Here is an 18,805-nt window from a genome sequence, read left to right on the forward strand (position 1 = left end):
GTTATCGTTTTATTTTCATTTTCATGTTAGTTTCAACCGCTTTATCAAAAGCTTCGGTTATTTCGGGTTTTAGTTTAGATTTTTCAATCCAAGCGGCATCGCCATAAATTCCAGCTTCCGAATAATTAAAAGGTTTAAAACCTATTTTTTTATAATTCTTTTTTCTTTTAAAGCTAAAATTAAAAGCTTCTGTATCTTTAAAATATGGCTTAGTAATTAGGCTATGTTTATCGAATCCTAAAGCCTTCCATTCTTCAAAATTATGTTCATTAAAATTGTAATCGGTACTGCTGGTGTTCCAATATATATTTTTATCAATCTCTGCAACTACAGTATCCCAAGCGCCTTTAGCCACCATACCTTCGTTAAAAATTACAATATTATTTGTGAAAGTAAACGACTTATGCTTTTCTGGAATTGTACATTGCAATTGATATTTTTTTGCAAAAGCTAAAATGTTATTTTTTACAACATTATGCTTTCCATAGTTTTGCTGAAATCCGCCAGTTTTTGTGCTATAAACTAGGTTATTTTTAAACACAATTCCTGTAGAACCTTCGTCGGCATACATGCCCCAGCCACCGTAAGAATACGAATGTATATGATGAATCAAATTATTTTCGACCACCGTACCTTCTGAAGCTCCCAAAGTATAAATTCCCGCCATATCGCTTAACAAATCCCAACCAATATGATGTATATGATTATAAGAAATTGTATTGCGTTTTGCTAAACTTGGCTTATAGCCCCAAACCCAACCAACAGAAACTCCGGTATAGAAAAAGTTACCAATATCGTTATGGGTTACTATGTTGTCTGAACTATGGCCAACCCAAACACCAACAGCCGCAGGAAATTCTTGTCCGCCAGATTTTATAATATTATTTTCTACTGAAATGTGATGTGTATGAAGCTCGTTTTGTAACGGTTTAAAATCGCCTAAATAAACACCACCGCCACCAATGTTGTGAATGTATGTTTTATTAATTGATGAATAACTACAACCTTTACCAAACCAAACCGCATGTTGGCCAACATTTGATACTTCGCAATTACTTACGTTTATATGCTTCGCATTTTCAACCAAAATGGCTGCATTTAAAATAGCTGCCGCCTGATTAGGCTCTGAACCCGTTGGAGGTATTTTATAATGACAATGTTTAAAGCTTAAGCCTTCAAAATTAATATACTGTACATACTTATTTTCACTAGCGTTACCTGCAATTGTTATTAAATTCCCCAAAACGGGCGCAATAAACTCGGTATTATTAATGATTTCGCCATCCTTGGGTTTGTAAAGTAAAATGCCGTTATCTTTTAAAAACCATTCACCCGGAGCATCAAGAGCAGCTTCGTAGTTTTCAAGAATTATGCGTCTATCCTTTTTTAACGGATTCCAAGGTTTCATACCTTTTCCTGAAGTTACTATTTTGCTGCTATCGGCAATAAAATCATCAATATGCCTTAACGTATAATCCCATTTATGGTACGCTTTAAAACGTACATTTTTAAGTTCGTTTGGCTTTATATTTTGCAAAGCTTTTGCGCCGTTACTATCTAAATATATAATCTGTTCAGCACGTTCTGCAACTTTAGATTTACCTTGTTTCCAGATGTTTTGAAAAACTGTATCTATTTTAATAAAACCTTGGTTTGGTGTTTTAGCTAAAGTCGCTCGGTTATTATTAACGTATAACTGATCGAATTTCCAGTTGTAATACACCGATTCCGGAACTTTAGTTTGCCACAATCCATTTTCTGTTTCAGTAAAATTTGAAATGGTTTTGCCACCACTAAAAACAGGGTGTGCACCTTCTTCTGCTTTATAAATTATTGGGTGTTTTTCGGTACCGCTGTCCTCTGGAAATAACTCAAAAGGCGCTTTCATAACATACAATCCGTCTTTGACAATTACCGTGAAAGCTTGTGTTTTAAACGATTGATTTTCCTTTAAAAGCCTTATTGCATTTCTTGCTCCAGTTAAAGTAGCTAAAGGCTTTGTTTTAGTTCCCGAATTAGTATCGTTACCAGTTGGAGATATGTAAATTTTGTGTTGTGCATTTAAGTTAAAACTTAAAAACACGATAGCGAAAACTATGTGTTTAATATTATTCAAAATTGAGAGATTTATTTTTTATTTTCGACTGGTATAGTACTCAACTTTAAAAATTGTGCTTCGGTAGCTAAGCCCATCATATTATTTTTTCTGTGCTTAATACGCTCTGCTGCCTTATCTAAAAAAGCTTTTTTAACATCGGTTGGTAAGCCTTTTGTTTTGGTATACTTCGGGTTATTATCTAAACTTGGCAAAGCATCAACTTTTGTTTGAAATTCGTTTACTACAGATTGTAAATTAGCGTCATCAATTAAGTTTTTAGTTTCGTATGGATCTTCTTTTAAATTGTAAATTCTGTGTACTTTTTGAAGCGTATCAACATATACTTTATACTGCTCGTTTCGTAATACACGATCTCTAAATTGCAAAGCATTTACCAGCCAACCATCTTTATTAATATGCCCCGGTAAACCACCCATTGATAAAATATAGTCTCTGTTAGTACTTTGTGCTTTCTCGGTTAAAACTTTAGCAAACGAATGACCGTCAAGATTTAAATCTGCTTTATTTTCGGCTCCTGCTAATTCTAAGAACGTTGGAAACATATCCGTAAAATCGACCAAAGCATCGGTTTCAAAATGTTTATTATCTGGTGTTTTTACAATGAATGGTGCATTAATTCCGTTTTCGGTTAAATAAGCTTTTCCGCCTCTAATATACTTTCCGTTTCTTTTACCAATAATTGATGGCGACGTACCGTTGTCTGTAGTTAAAACCACATAAGTGTTTTTTGCCAAGCCTGATGTTTCAAGATTATCTAGAATTTTTCCGATAATAAAATCGGTATAACGCACCATGGCTCTATGCTTTTCGTATTTAGTTTTTACATTTGGCTCTAGAGGTGTATGTACAAAAGGTGAGTGCGTTAAAACCATTGGATAATAAATACAAAACGGATTGTTTTTATAGGTATTCATAAAATCGATTACAAAATCTGAAAACAGATCTGGCCCAAATTTACCTTCGTAGGTCTTACTCCCTTCTTTTGTAAAAATATAAGGATCCCAATAGCGTTTATCGCTTGGTTTATTGCCCGATTCGTAACCTGTCCACATACAAAACTCATCGAAACCTGCCTTTTGCATCGCATTTGGCTCTATTCTAAAATCGTTTATTTGCCATTTACCTGCAATACATGTTTTATAACCCGATTCTTGCAACGCCTTAGCAAAACTTGGGTTTTTATCGGCATCAAAATTAGCACCATGTCCCCAACGAGGCACATCGTAATGATTTACCCAACCATTTTCGTACGGATACTGACCTGTTATTAAAGCCACACGACTTGGTGTACATTGTGGCATAGAATACACATTGTTAAATTTTATACTCATATTAACTAAGGCATCTATATTTGGGGTGTTAATTTCTGAAGCGCCATAGCTTGTAAACCATTCTTTACCCAAATCATCTACTAAAATAAATATGAAATTAGGCTTTTCATTAGTTTCAGAAATCACCTTTTTTTCAACGTTTTGTTTGCAAGACCAAGCAAAGCTAATGGTAATAATTAGCAGTAAACTACGTTTTAAGTTATTTGATATTTTAGTAAACATAAACCTTAGTTTTTCCATTCTATTTCACCGTTTTCTAAACTCCAATCATTACCGTAATACCCAATAGCTTCCACAGCATTAACACCATCATTATAAATGGTATTATTAAAAATAAAAACATCAGGAGTATCTGTTCCAGAACCAAAGTATTTGTTTTGGTTGGCAGATTTAAATCCGTTAATTCCCGTACCTGTAATTACCGCAATTGAAGCCGTTTTGCTATCCGTTCTTGGGAAAGTTAAATAGGCGCTATAATTATCACCTTTTAGTATTTTGTTTCCTACTTTAATTTCGTTGCGTTTTACTTGCACCGGACTATCTTTCAACAATACTTTCCAAGCACTGTTTGTTGAAGCATTTCCGTAAAGGATAACCGAACGATCTTTATATTTTTTAAGTGAAAACTCTTTATCCGAAATGATATCGATAGAGCCATTACCTCGGTAATAGAATGTTTCGGCATCAAAACGGGCTTTATTAAACGCCCAATTGTTTTCGGCAGTAGTTCCTTTAGTTCCATAAACAAACAGCATATTGTTTTTAAACGCTTCTTTAAAATTACCGTAGCGTGTTGGGTTTTTCTCGAACGTATTGCTAGGAGCTTCTGCTATTTTCCAAGAATCATTTAATTTTTCAAACCAAATATCATTCTTGTTTTTAGCATCAATATTATTAAACTTAACACCATCAATTGTAATGTTTACGGTGTCTGAAGCTTTAGTATGTTCTAAATTAACTTTAAACTTCTTTAAGTTTTCAGTTTCAAAAGAAATGTGTCTCGTTTTTAAAACTTCATTCTTTTTTATTTGTTTTTCGGTTCTTGCATTTTGAGTGCCTTTTATGCTTGTAAACTCAAATAATTTTTCTTGTTGATATAAACTTACATATCTACTTTCTGAAGACACACCTGGATTTACCGTTTTAAACTCAAAAGTTTTTACCACATCGTTATCCGGAATGGTATGCCATTTAAAATAATCGAAAATGGTGTGGAAATCGATACCGAACCAATGCTTTTTATCTTCATATTCTAAATAGGCAAAATCTGGATGAAACTCTGCTAAATGCTTTTTCATAAAACGTGCTTGATCTACCGAAACTACCTCATCGGCATCGCCATGTTGAATATAAACGCCGTGATGTAAATAGTTTCTGGATAATTCTAACGTATGACTCGCATAATTAGAACGTGTAAACATATGCTCAATAGCCGATTCGTTTTCTGCTTTCTCTTTTCCAGCATAAGAAAACAAGGAATACCAACCCGAAATTGGTGCAATAGCCGCCCATTTATTAGGAAAGGTAGCGCCTAAATGCCAAGTACCATGACCGCCCATAGAATGCCCTGTTAAATAGGTGCGTTTTGGGTCTGTGCCATACATATCTTCAGCTATTTTTTGAACTTCCATAGCATCCCAACGGCCCCAATCTTCCCAATTGAAACCAAAAGGTCTACGGTTTGTTGGAGCAAAAACATGTCCCCAATCTTTTGCTTTATAAGATGCTGCTTGATTTCTAGCTTCAACACTTGCCCCGTGTACGGATAAAAACATCGCTGGTTGTTCGTCTGTTTTTAAATCGCCTTCTTTAACTGAAAAATATTGCACACTGCCGTCGATGTTTGAAACAAATGTTCTAGAATATCGATCTTGCGGTGTACGTACGTGATATAAAACCGAGGTTTCATCAACTAACTTATTGTTGTTATATAATTTTAAGTGGACTCTTACCGTATCTTTTTCAGTATAATTATCTTTAACCTTATAGGCTACTTTGCGCATTGCCATTGGAATAATAGAAGCTGCTTTAGTTTCTAAAACTTCACCATTACTTTCGGCAACTATTTTTAGGTTTTTCAGGTTATTTTCTGATGCATTTAAAATTCTAACCGAACCTATTTTGGTATCGTTTTCTGTGGTTAAAAAATCAGGAATTGTCATATCTCGTTTTAAAAACGAAATAGGTTTAATTACAGGTAATAATTGTAAATTTACTTGTCCGCGACCACCTTTTACTAAAAAGGTATTCTCGCCTTTTTTTATTTGAATTGGATGAAAAGTTAAATGCTTATTATACACATCGCCACCACGAGGTACAGCATTTACAAAAACCTCGTTATGCCCAGATATTTCTAAAACACGAAGCTGTTCTACTGGGGAATTGTAGGTTATAAATAAATAACCACCGCGTAGTTTTCTGCTTTTAAAAACACCGTTTTCATCGGCAGTAACACGTTCCCATCGCTCAACCTCATCTCTTCTATTTAAACCAATGCTGTCGTTTTCTTTGGGTTTATATTGTTTTTGAGTAATAAAACTATGAAAAACAGGATCTTTATAAATCATGCTTCTTCTAGCTTGACTTGTACTACCAACCATTAAACCTTTGGTTAATGGAATGGTGTCTTGAGCTATTAAAACGACGGTTGAAAATAATGCTATTAATAAGGTTGAGAGACTTTTGGTTTTCATTATTGTATTTAGTTAATTAATTCTTTTTCGACTTTTAATAGTTTTTTAACGCCTTCCGGATCTGGAGTTCGGTTTGATGTTGTTGCCGCATTACCATACCAATACACGCCTACGCCATATTCCATATCGCATTTAGTCCAACTCCAAATTTCCATATCTAACTGTAAAGACGAACCAAAAGGCATACCATCTAAAGCACGAGTACGTGTTTCTGTACTATATTTTTGGGTATTTCTAGTGCCAAATTCGGCTTCAGGTTTTCTATTATTTTTATTGTAAACATTGCTAGCTGTTTGCGCATGAAATGGATGCTCGTAAAAATCGTTACTCATACCGCCCCAAGAATAACCGTAGTAATCTTCGGTTCCGGTTCCGAATATGGATGGAAAATCTTCGCCATCTACCCAAATTTTTTCATCGCCTTCGCCCCACCATCTTTTAACAGGGTTCCAAATGGTTAAAGCATCGCCCACATACACCCCTTTACCTTTTATTGTAACATAATTCCAATCGGAAAATGGTCTGGTTGAAACTGGATATTCTCCTCTCCAAGCTGCATTAAAATACATGCTGCTTTCGTCCCAACTGTAATCGGCGATTGTTGTTTTCAGATGTAAATCAATAGCCTTTTCTCCTAAATTGAGTATAGCTATTTTGGCATTTTTTTGATAAGGCATTACCCATCTGCTTGCCATAGTTCCATCTTTATCCACAGTTCTATACCAGCCTTGAAACGGATTTAAGCCTACTCCACTGCCAAAAAAATCGCCAATTGGACACCAAACGGTTTCTTGCCCATCAAACTCCATTTTTAAAACCACAGAACGGGTAACCGTAGAGTCTTTGTAACTTCCTAGTTTTAACGATAAATCTCTTATGGCTTTAGTGCCTTCGGGTAAGTTTATAAACTTTTCTTCGCCTTGTTTTAAAGTTTCATTTAATTGCAATGTTTCACCTTTATCTGTTACATTAGGAGCTAACAAAGTTTCTCCTACTGTTTTTATTAATTCGGTTTGATTCTTAAAGTCTTCAGCTGTAAACGTTTTTATTTGGGTTCCTTCGGTATATTCTCTGTAAGTGAATTGATAGAAAAAAGGTTTTTCCGTCACCGTAATTTTACAGCTTTTAGCATACGGAATTGGAAAAAAGGATACTGCAGAACGTATAGATTTATGTGCAAAAGGAAACGGAAATAACCCTGTTCCGTTTAAAAGCCCTAGCATATTTCCTTCTAAAGTTGGTACTTCTGCACCATCTAAATATATTTTAATAACGCTAGTTGTTGTTGGCTTTTTGGCGTTTAAAAAAGGCATCCAAGTACGCACAATTGCGCCTGCGCCTTGGTGATCCATTAAAACCCATTCTTTTTCTCCATTATTTTCTTCTACACGAATAAAATTTTTGTCGCTTTCTTTAGAATTGAAATCGTGGTTAATAAACCAACCCACCGTATCGTTTGGTGTTTTTGATGCTCTGTTATAACTACTTTCTTGTTTTAAACGAAACTCATTTTTTGGAAATTTAGATATGGCTTCGCGGTCTATCATTTCATTTAATAATGATTCTATTGACACCAATTCTTCTTTTTTGGATTGCGAACAAGATGCTAACACTAAAACGCTGATTGCTAGCAAAATGACCGTTTTAAAAGTTTTGATTTTTGATTTCATGTTTGGTTCTTATTAGTTGGTTTTTATCTAGTTGATGTGTTTCTGTAATTATTTAAAATAGCTTCCATTTCATTCACTATTTCTGGGAAATCTTTATAAACATTTGTTGTTTGATTAGGATCAATTTCCAAATTGTATAATTGAGCAGGTGGCGCATCTACTTTTATTTTTCCATTTTCGATATCACTATTTATTTCTCCAGCGAATGCTATGGCCTTTGGTCCTCCAAAAGCATGTGACCCTTGTTTTTCACTACTAAAACCTCCTGCACCTCTTGCACCTATGTACATCCACTTTCCTTTTCTAATGGACAGATGGGATTTTTTAAGGGGCGCAAGTAATAACGACTCACGAATTTGTTCCTCTGTTTTACCTAGAATTGCATCTAATACATTATTGCTATCTATGCCTTGGTTTTTTGCTAACTTTTGTCCTGTAAGACTTGCAAATGTTGCTAGCATATCTACATTACAAATTAATTGGTTAGATACCTCTCCTGCTTTAATTTTTCCAGGCCAATGCGCAATAAAAGGCACTCTATGTCCGCCCTCCCAAGCATCAAATTTAAAACCTAATAAATCGCCATTAAGTTTATGCCCAAGTTGCCACGTTTTTTGCCCTGTAGCATTAAACATACCACCATTATCACTGGTAAAAATGATGAGTGTGTTTTTTTCTTCTCCCTTTTCTTTTACCGTTTTTATAACCTCGCCAACTATCCAATCTAATTCATGTACAAAATCGCCATAAATTCCGCATTGGCTAGTTCCTTTAAACTGTGATGCTGGTGTAAACGGATGATGAATATTAGTTGTTGCTAAATACAAAAAATATGGTTTATCCTTCTGCTCTTTTAACCAATCAAGGGCTTTACTTGTTAAATGTGTACCAACCTCTTCATCAACATATAACTCATGCGCTTTATCGGCTCCACCAATGGCATTTAATTTCATTTTTTCAAAAACCTCCTGTGTTTTTGCTTTCTTACCATAAACAAAAGGATCGTCTTCTACCAAACCTACTACATGATGATTTTCAACATACACAAAAGGAGGATGGCTATTTACCACAGGCACTCCGTAATAATAATCAAACCCGAGTTCGTTAGGCCCCGGATTTAATGGCTTATTCCAATCTACAGGTTCGGTTTCCCCAAAACCAAGATGCCATTTACCAACACAAGCAGTGGCATAACCCGCTTTTTTTAATAAAGAAGCAATAGTTTCCTGTTGGGTATCAATAACTAATTTACTTTTTAGAAAAACTGGAGCATTTAAATTCCCATGCCTAATGGGATATTCTCCAGTTATAAGGGCATAACGAGATGGTGTACAAACGGCTGAAGCTGAATGGGCATCTGTAAATCTGCGTCCTTCTGATGCTAACTTATCAATGTTAGGCGTATTTAGTAGATTTGCTCCATAACAACTCAAATCTCCATAGCCTAAGTCATCGGCATTTATTAAAATGATATTAGGAAGACTCACGGTTTTATTTAAATTTTGAGCATAACCAAAATTTATGATAAACGCAGAGAGCATTATGACTAAACCGCTAACGCACTTTTTAGCCTTCAATAAAATAGTAACATGAATAGAATTCCTCATTTTATATTTTATTTTGAAAACCTAACTGATCTTCTTGCTGCTTCATCCAATCTTGAATAGCCGTTTTTAATTCAGTTATTCTTGTAGCGTATTCTGGTTGATTGGCTAGATTATTAAGCTCATAAGGATCTTCATTTAAATTGTACAATTCAAATTCTGGTCGTTTTTTATAACGCTGCACCAAGTTACTCGCAGTTTCATTATAACCTGCTTTTTCAAGCCAAGACAGATAAATTTGTCTCACATCTCTATCAGGCATTTTCTTATCTACATAACCATAATCAAACCCATTAATAACACGCACTGCGTAAAGATTATCTGGTGTTAAATTCCAAATGAGCTTAAATTTTCCATCGGTTACTGCTCTAGATGCATATTCTGGACCTTCACTACCACTATTGTACAAGAAAAAAGCATATTCTCGATGTGTATTTGTCTTCTTATTAATTATTGGCATTAGGCTTTTACCATCAAGATTTGTAGGCACTTTTCCTCCTGCCGCATCAATTAACGTTGGAAGAATATCGCAGTATTGCGCAATAGCATTGGTTTCTAATTTTTGATTATACGATTTTGGCCATTTCATTACACAAGCAGACCGCACGCCCCAATCGTAGGTGGTCCATTTTCCACCAGGCATTCCTGTACCGTTTTCATCTAAAACAATCATAGCGGTGTTTTTTTCTAGACCATTATCTTTTATAAGGTTTCGTGCTTTACCAACTTGCTCATCAAACGCTCTAACTTCTGCTAAATATTCACGAAAGTATTTGCGTGTAACGTCGGTATCTACAAGATTATCTGGTAAAATCAGTTCCTCAGCATTCCATAAACTGCTATCTCCGGCATCCCATGGAGCGTGCGCATTAACAGAGCAAATAAGTAAACAAAAAGGTTGATTAGGATTGCGCGTAACAAACTCCTTTACGCCGCTCCAATCTTCCGGTGCTGGACCTCTAAAACCAACACTTTGTGTAAAGCCATCAATAAACTCATACGGATAAACCGATTTTGGTTTAAAATGTCTTTTCCCTGTTAATCCCACACGATAGCCTAACTTTTCTAAATGTTGCACAATACTTAGCGTGCCTTTTTTTGTAGCGGCATGGTTAATAGAACAACCATTTTTTACAGGCATTAAACCCGTCATTAATTCTGCTCGTGCTGGTGCACAAATAGCCTGAGAAACAAACATGTTGGTAAACTTTATACCTTCGCTTGCCAGTTGGTCGATATTAGGAGATGTATTGGGGTTTGGAGAACCGTAGCAACCTAAAGTATTGGCACTAATATCGTCTGCTAATACAATTACAAAATTTGGTTTTTGCTGTTTCTGTGCGTTAAGCAATGAGCAAAAGCTTAGGAATACTAATAATAAAAATGTTATTCTATTAATTTTCATGTGGTTGTATTCCTTTTTTAGTTTAGTCTCTATTTACTCAAAAATGATTAACCTTTTATTTTTGGTGTTGCTCCCATATCAAACTCTAAAACACCACCGTTTACAATTTCATCGTGGGTAATGTAATATCTGTCTAAAATTTTACCGTTTAATTTTATAGATTGGATATAAATATTTTCTTCTGAATTATTATGCGCTATAATTTTGAAGGTTTTTCCTGAATAATAATTCTTATCTAATTTTATTTCTGCTTCTGAAAATACCGGACTTGTAATTTGGTATTTATTATCTCCAGGATTTATAGGATGGATTCCTATAGATGCTAAAACATACCATGCCGACATTTGCCCAACATCTTCGTTTCCACATAATCCAAAAGCATCGGTTCCGTAAGCTTGCTCACAAATTTTGCGAGTATACTTTTGTGTTAAATGTGGCGCGTCGGCTTCGTTTAGCATAAATGGCACATGATGTACTGGCTCGTTTGGGTGATTGTAATAGTTATTCCAAAGAAAATCTTCTGGTGTATTTTCAAAGAAAGCAATTAACTCGTTTTTAAACGCCGTTTCGCCTCCCATAAGTTCTTTTAAACCGGCTATATCATGCGGTACAAACCAACCTTGTTGATACGGATTACTTTCTATACAACCTTGACCGTGTTTTGTTTTTCCTTCCCATGGCAACCAAGTTCCTGTGCTATCTTTAGCTCTAAACCAATTAACCTCATCGTTCCAAATATTCTTATAATTTTTGCTGCGCTTAAAATATTCTTTTGCAACATCTGCTTTTCCTAAAGATTCTGCCATGGTTGCCAAAGCCCAATCGGAATATGCATATTCTAAGGTTTTAGAAATGTGTTTATGGGAATAACCAAGTGTTCCATTACCTGTGTTATTTACCGTATTTAAGGAATAGGTAAATGCCTTTTCAACATCGTAATTTCGGATGCCCTTTTGGTACGCATCGTTAATAACTGAAACTGCAGGATTACCCAACATCACTCCGGAATAGGAATTAAGCATTTCCCAACGTGGTAAATATTCGCGACCGCTTAACTCTGCCATTTGAATTAGCGAATTAATTTCATCGTTTACTAAACTTGGGTTAATTATGGTTTGAAGTGGAAATTGTGAACGAAAAACATCCCAACCACTAAAAATGGTGCGGTATGTAAAATCATTAGTTTGATGTATTTTTTTATCTGCTCCAACATAATTTCCGTTGACATCTGAAAAAGCACGAGGATCGATTAACGTATGATACAACGACGTATAAAAAATAGTTTTTTCTGCATCTGTGCCGCCTTCAACCGAAATATTAGAAATCGCATCGCTCCACAAATCCTTAGCTTCTTGTCTGGTTTTATCAAAATCCCAGTGATTAATGTCGTGCTCTAAATTTTCTTTTGCGCCTTCGATACTTACAAATGAAATTCCACTTTTTACTAAAACTTGTTCGCCGGCTTTGGTATTAAAATTGGTATAAAAACCTAAATGTTCGCCTTGTAATTCGGTTTTATCGGTATAAATTTTAGCGTTTTTAATGGCGTTTTGGTAATTGTCTTTACGTATCCAACGCATTTTACGTTTTACATCTGGTAAATCGGCACTCCAAATACCATAATCTTTTAAAGGCTTACTAAACTGGCAATAAAAATACACCACATAATCGGCGTTTCCAGCACCAGCGCCCCAACCACCACCTTCTGGCGGACATTTCATCCAACCTTGAATGGTGTTTTCGTTTACTATTTTTATGTATTGTTCGGTTGATGTTCCGCCTACTCTACGCGCTAAATCTATTTGCACACGAGAACTATCGCTTTCTGGATAGGTAAAACGAATAATTCCTGCTCTTGGCGATGATGTTAGTTCTGTACGCACCTTGTAATCGTCCATTGTTACGGCATAATATCCAGCTTCTGTAACTTCGGTATCGTGTGAATAACGCGAACGGTAACCACTTTCTGGGTCTTTTTCAACGCCTCTATTCGTTTGTAATTTTCCTACTGTTGGCGTTACTAAAAAATTTCCTAAATCGCCAAACCAACCAATACCGCTCATGTGTGTAAAACTAAAACCTTCTATAGTAGAATGCTCGTAGGAATATCCAGGGCCGTTATCGCCATCGGAAACCGTATCTGGACTTAATTGTACTAAACCAAAAGGTGTTGCCGAACCTGGAAATGTTTTACCAAAACCGTGAGCATCTTTAGATTTTTTACCGTAGGTAACTGCGCCAATTATTGGGTCGATATAATCTACCGGCTCTTTTGTGTTATTATCAGCTTCAACCGTTTTGGCAGTTTTTGTTGTAGAACATGCAATAGCAAATAACACACTTAAAACTAAAGTGAAATAGACCGATATTTTTAACCTTTTAATTTTCATGTAACGTATTCTGTTTTGTTAGTGTGCCGATGCTTTTTTTGTAATACCTGGTTTAAAAATGTCTACTTCCACATCGTTTTCTAATGTTTTTCCTGAAGTTGTTCTTCCGTTTTCTACAATTTCAACGAGCTGTGATGTTAGTTTTTTAACCACTTTTGGATACTTATCGTAAACATTTGTAGTTTCTTCCACATCCTTCTTCATATTATATAATTGAATATCTGGATAGTTTTCTTTAATGGCTTTATTATCGGTAGGTCCAGACCATCCGCCAGAACCTGGAGTTAATTCTAATTTCCATTTTTTATTACGAATAGAAAATTTTCCGTTTATAGAATGATGCACCACTAAATTATAATCAGTTTTCGCTTTTTTGTTTTTAAGCATCGGAAGAATGCTGTATGAATCTACACCAGTAGTTCCATTTAAATCTGCACCAACAATTTCGGCACAAGTAGCCATTAAACTGGTTTGGCAAATTAATTTATCGTTCTCTGAACCCGCTTCAATAACACCAGGCCATTTTACAATAAACGGAATGCGATGACCACCTTCCCAAATATCAGACTTATACCCTCTAAAATTAGCACTTGGGTAATGCCCAAATTCTTTTTCTAATTTTCCTGCTTTTGAAACCGGAGCAGAACACCCATTATCGCTAGTAAAAAATACAAGCGTATTGTCTTCTATACCATTTTCTTTTAAAGCATTTAACACACGGCCAACTACAAAATCGGTTTCCATAACAAAATCTGCATAGGCCCCCATACCACTTTTACCTTGCCAATCTTCAGATGGTACAACCGGACTGTGCGGAGAATTTAAAGCCAAATACATAAAAAACGGCTCGCTAGCATCGGCTTCTTTTGCAATATATTCTGTAGCATGATCGCCTAAAAATTGAAGCATTTTAATGGGCTCCATTTTATCGATTACCTTATCATCTTTAATTACGGTTTTCATAACTCTAGAGTGGTGAAACCCGATATAAGAATCAAATCCGCGTGATAATGGCCCGTTAGGAACGGTAGAACCAATTGCAGGACCAATTACTTTTTTACCATCGTAAACTTCGGCAGGATTGCCTTCATCATCAACAAACTTAAATCCTAAATGCCATTTACCAATTGCGGTAGTTTTATAGCCTGCTGTTTTAAGCATTTTTGGAACGGTTGTAATATCTTCTGCAATTAAAGGATCTAGCTCATCGCCGCCACTTAAAACCCCTTTTTGTAGTCTTGAACGCCAAGAGTAACGCCCTGTAAGCACCGCATATCTAGATGGTGTACAAACTGCCGATGCCGAATGTGCGTCGGTAAACGTCATGCCTTCTTTTGCTAAAGCATCAACTTCTGGAGTTAAAATTTTTCCTTTTTCTGGGTTTAAAGCTTGTATATCGCCATAACCTAAATCATCACAAATAATGTAAACAATATTAGGTTTTTGTTGTGCCGATACTAAACTTGAAATGAATAGCGCTACAAAAAGTATTTTATTTAGTTTCATATTATTTTAATCTTATCTCTGTTATTTCTCCCAACAGTTCGCCTTTTTTATTGAATAATCCTGCTTTTAATAAAGACTTTGGTACTGCTTTAAAATTTTCGGTATACTTAGTTGCTTCAATTGTTGGATTGCTGCCATCTAGTGTGTAGTAAATATCATAACCAACTGCTTCTGTTTCTAAATACACAATAGCTTTATTATGTAATTGATCGATACCGAAAGCCGGATACACTGTAAACAAACTTTTTGCAACGTTTACCCCTTCTTTTTTTAATCTATTAAAGTGTTTAAACTCTAATGCCTTTTGAAAACGCTCCCAGCTTTTCACTTCTGGTTTACTCCAAGATACTTCTGCGCTTGCTAAAGTTCTAGGGTACAACATATACTCAAAATGTTCTCCTGTTGGTGTAAATTCTCCCCATAAACTGGCTTGGTTTCCTAACACTCTAGCCGCTTCTTCTTGGGTTAATTCTGCAGGAACAGGTTCGTGATTGTACACTACAGATAAAGGTAATACCGAATTAGGACCTTCTGGCTCCATAAAAGTTGGCCCTTGAACTCGGCTTATGTAGGAATGTAAATAAGAGGTCATAATAGTTGGGTAACCTTCTCTTGGCGCTTGAACTTCTGGGTTATATTTACCTCTACGCCATGCCATAATAGTTGCTCCAGGAACACCATTACCACTTAAAACCTCATCCCAACCAATCATGGTTTTGTTTTGTTTTTCTACAATTTTATGAATACGTTGAATAAAATAACTCTGTAATTCTTCGTAATCTTTTAAACCGTTTTCTTCCATAAGAGCAGCGCACATGGCACTTTTTTTCCAATCTTTTTTGCTACACTCATCGCCACCAATATGTAGATATTTTGATGGAAATAAATCGGCTATTTCTTCAATAACACCTTCTAAAAATTCATAGGTAAATTCACTTGCTGGACAAACCGTATTGTTAGGCGCTTTACCACCAACGGCAACTTCAAAATTTACACCAGTAGTATCAATATCCGAACAAAATAATTCTGGGTACGAAGCTACCAAAGCTTTGCTATGACCAGGAACATCTATTTCTGGAATAATTTCTACATTTCTGGTTTTAGCAAATGCAATAATTTCTTTTAAATCGTCTTGTGTGTAAAATCCACCAACTGTTTTAGGCTCGCTGGTGGTTGCCGGTTTTCTGCTCCACCAATGATCGTCTCGTTCTGCTCTCCAAGCACCTTTTTCTGTTAGCTTAGGATATTTTTTAATTTCCACTCTCCAACCTTGATCATCGGTTAAATGCAAATGGAACACATTTATTTTGTAAGACGACAATAAATCAATCTGCTTCATTACAAACTCTTTAGAATGAAAATGACGCGACACATCCATTAAAACACCACGCCAACCAAATCTTGGATTATCTGTAATTGTTACATTTGGAAGCTTAATTTCTGATGTTTTTTCGATAGGAACTATTTGTCGTAAAGTTTGAAATCCATTAAAAAACCCAGAAAAACCTTTTGCTTTAACTATAATTTTTGAATCTGAAACTTCTAAAATATAACCTTCTTCTTTTACCGATTTATCTTTTGTTTTTTGAAATTCAATGTAATTCGATTTTGCTTTAACTTTTCCTGTTTCAACAACAAAATCTAAACCTGTTTCAAATTTTAATTTTTCTAAAACGTATGGTTTAAAGCTTGATGCTACTTGCTTTGGCATGTAAATTTTAGTGGTATTCGATAAATTAAACACCCCATTTTTAAACACCACAGATTCTGGTTGCGGAATAAATGTATTTTCTTGTGCTTTTCCAGTTACAGAAAGCAATACAATGGCTATAAAAATTACTATTCTATTCATAAACTATAAGTTTTGGGCTATTATTTTAGCCACTTCTTTACCTTGAGCCGTTTTACCAAGCTCATTATAATGTACATTATGCGGTTTTATGTACCACTCCTTTTCGTGTGGTTTTGTAAAGGCGTACAAATCGTTAATTTGTATTTCAGGATAATTTGTTAAAACCTCTAATGCCGCTGTATTGTATTTTACACTATCGCCAGCAACTCTACCATCGGCACCTTCTTCTGGCACTGCAGTTGTTGTTGCAAAAATTAATTTTGCTTTAGGGTATTCCTTCTTTAAATACTTACAGATTTCATGCAAGTTTTCTTTGTACTTTTCAATGCTATTTACTTGCTTACCATTTTCTAAATCGAGCTTGCCGTTTTTAACATATTTTAAATCGTGTAAGCCTACATTAAAATGAATAACGTCCCAAGTAAAATCCCAACCGCCTTTTAAATACGGTTGAAACATGGTGGTTTTCATTTTTTCTACAAAAGGAATAAACTTGTTACTTGACTGTCCGTTTTTATGAAACCTGAACACATTGGCTTTGCCTTCTAACTCTTTTCTAACCGTAGTTGTATAGCCAATAGAAATAGAATCGCCATAAATAAATACGTTTGGTAATTTTTTATTAGGGCTTACATAAGCAAAAGCAGCTTCTTTGTTTGCTAAGTTTTTCCAAGCTTCGCGTGCTACTTCTTCATCATATGTATCTCCAAATAAATTTAAAGAAGCACACGATGAAGCACTAATACAAATTCCTGTAGCTCCTAAATATTTTACAAAACTCCTTCTATGCATGTTTATAAGTTTACAGTTAAGGTGTTAAATGACTTGGCATCTAAACTTGCTTTAACTTCTTTATCGTTTATATTAAACTGAACGGTTTTATTTTCGCTAGCGTCGTTATACGCTAAAATCACTACATTATTTTCTGCTTCGTTATAAAAAACTACGGCGTTTTCATCGTCTCCAGCAGTATCAATTTTTACTGAACCTGGCATAACAAAAGCACTTAAATGCTTCATTAAATAAAACTCTGGATTGTAGGTAATGGCTTTTGTTTTACTATCAATAGAAATCATAGAATTTTGTTTCCAACCCCATTGACTTTTTCCAGTTTCATCTAAAACCATGTTCCAATACAGGTATGAATTTGCACCGTTTTCAAAATAATGCTTCATTAAATTAAAAGTGTATTCGGCAGCCTTCCAATCGTTAGAACCATCGCCACATTCAGTTTCAGTTTGCATTAAACGCATGTCTGGATATGTAGCATGAACTGCTTCAATGGCACCTTTACCAGCCCATTGAAAACCAATACCATCAACATATTTTTTGGCATCACCATATTCAACAATATCTGTTACACGCTCTAACTGCGGACGCTCTACAGTTCCTAACCAAATTTCGGCATCAATATTTTCAGCTTCAAATTTTGGGCCTAAATAATCTGAAATAAGAATTCCTAAATCTTCTGGTTTCCAAACACAAGATGGAAAATTTTGTGCTGAATTATATTCGTTTTGTACGTGAACAGCGCTAATATCTATACCTGCATCTTTGTAAGCTTGAACAAACTTTGCAAAGTATAAGGCGTAAGCCTCAAAATACTCTGGTTCTGTAATAAAACGTGAAACTAATTCTTCTGTATTACTCCACGCTTCTGGTAAATCGTTAAATTCCGGATTAGCTTTACATGCGTAATGTTTGCTGTGTTTCATCCATGACGGCGGACACCAAGGCGATGCCCAAACAGCTACATTTGGGTTAATTTTTTGTGCTTCTTTTATGTAAGGAATTAATCGTTTTTTATCGCGATCTATAGAAAAGTTTTCCATTGCAAAATCGCCTTCGGTCTCGTTATGGCTATACCAATCTACAGCATAATCGTTGGCACCAATTGGCATTCTACACAATGTAAATTTACAACCTGTTTCTTGGCTAAATAAATCGTTTAAAATTTGTTGTTTTTCTTCGGGTGTAACCATGGCTAAAGCCTCCCAACCTAACTCGTTAAAACAGCCGCCAAAACCATCAATAGTTTGTTGTTGGTTTGTTGTATTTACAACTATGGTTGCTTCTGGAGTTATTTCTGATGACTGTGGTTGATAGGTTTTATCGCTCCAAACACTGTTTTCTTCACTACTTTTCCAAGATACATCAAGTCCTTTTTCTTCTTGTTTACACGATGAAAAAGCCACTAATGCAACTAAAATTAATCCTTGTATATGTTTCATTTTG

11 protein-coding genes are annotated in these 18,805 nt (G+C 35.3%); all 11 read right to left on the minus strand.

The features are described from left to right. Position 1: 1 nt before the first annotated feature. From LG651_RS11690 to LG651_RS11740, 11 genes are read right to left on the minus strand one after another with little or no spacing between them, the layout of a single operon-like run. Positions 2–2,116: a right-handed parallel beta-helix repeat-containing protein gene (locus tag LG651_RS11690; RefSeq protein WP_226696308.1), complete on the minus strand. Its 2,115-nt coding sequence runs from the start codon at positions 2,114–2,116 to the stop codon at positions 2–4. Between the two features lie 11 nt (positions 2,117–2,127). Continuing rightward, the gene (locus LG651_RS11695; RefSeq protein ID WP_226696309.1) at positions 2,128–3,672 is read right to left on the minus strand and encodes a sulfatase-like hydrolase/transferase; all 1,545 of its coding nucleotides are present in this window, start codon (positions 3,670–3,672) and stop codon (positions 2,128–2,130) included. A 5-nt stretch (positions 3,673–3,677) separates the two neighbouring features. Next, positions 3,678–6,143 (minus strand): prolyl oligopeptidase family serine peptidase, encoded by a 2,466-nt coding sequence (locus tag LG651_RS11700; protein ID WP_226696310.1) that lies wholly within the window; start codon positions 6,141–6,143, stop codon positions 3,678–3,680. A gap of 8 nt (positions 6,144–6,151) precedes the next feature. Beyond that, entirely contained in the window at positions 6,152–7,813 is a 1,662-nt protein-coding gene (locus LG651_RS11705) for a glycoside hydrolase family 172 protein (RefSeq protein WP_226696311.1), read from the minus strand. A 23-nt stretch (positions 7,814–7,836) separates the two neighbouring features. Further along, entirely contained in the window at positions 7,837–9,420 is a 1,584-nt protein-coding gene (locus tag LG651_RS11710; protein ID WP_226696312.1) for a sulfatase family protein, read from the minus strand. A gap of 1 nt (position 9,421) precedes the next feature. After that, complete coding sequence (locus LG651_RS11715) at positions 9,422–10,822, minus strand: sulfatase family protein (RefSeq protein WP_226696313.1); 1,401 nt, start codon at positions 10,820–10,822, stop codon at positions 9,422–9,424. 47 nt (positions 10,823–10,869) lie between these two features. Beyond that, positions 10,870–13,212, minus strand: coding sequence for a GH92 family glycosyl hydrolase (locus LG651_RS11720; protein WP_226696314.1), 2,343 nt, complete (start codon positions 13,210–13,212; stop codon positions 10,870–10,872). Between the two features lie 18 nt (positions 13,213–13,230). Then, positions 13,231–14,718, minus strand: a complete 1,488-nt coding sequence (locus LG651_RS11725) for a sulfatase family protein (RefSeq protein ID WP_226696315.1) — start codon at positions 14,716–14,718, stop codon at positions 13,231–13,233. Position 14,719: 1 nt separating this feature from the next. Then, the gene (locus LG651_RS11730; protein ID WP_226696316.1) at positions 14,720–16,570 is read right to left on the minus strand and encodes a beta-N-acetylhexosaminidase; all 1,851 of its coding nucleotides are present in this window, start codon (positions 16,568–16,570) and stop codon (positions 14,720–14,722) included. A 3-nt stretch (positions 16,571–16,573) separates the two neighbouring features. Then, entirely contained in the window at positions 16,574–17,362 is a 789-nt protein-coding gene (locus LG651_RS11735; protein WP_226696317.1) for an SGNH/GDSL hydrolase family protein, read from the minus strand. Positions 17,363–17,364: 2 nt separating this feature from the next. Continuing rightward, entirely contained in the window at positions 17,365–18,801 is a 1,437-nt protein-coding gene (locus tag LG651_RS11740) for a glycoside hydrolase family 30 protein (RefSeq protein ID WP_226696318.1), read from the minus strand. Positions 18,802–18,805 lie beyond the last annotated feature (4 nt).

Origin of the sequence: Neotamlana sargassicola, from assembly GCF_020523965.1 — a bacterium.
Taxonomy (GTDB): domain Bacteria; phylum Bacteroidota; class Bacteroidia; order Flavobacteriales; family Flavobacteriaceae; genus Neotamlana; species Neotamlana sargassicola.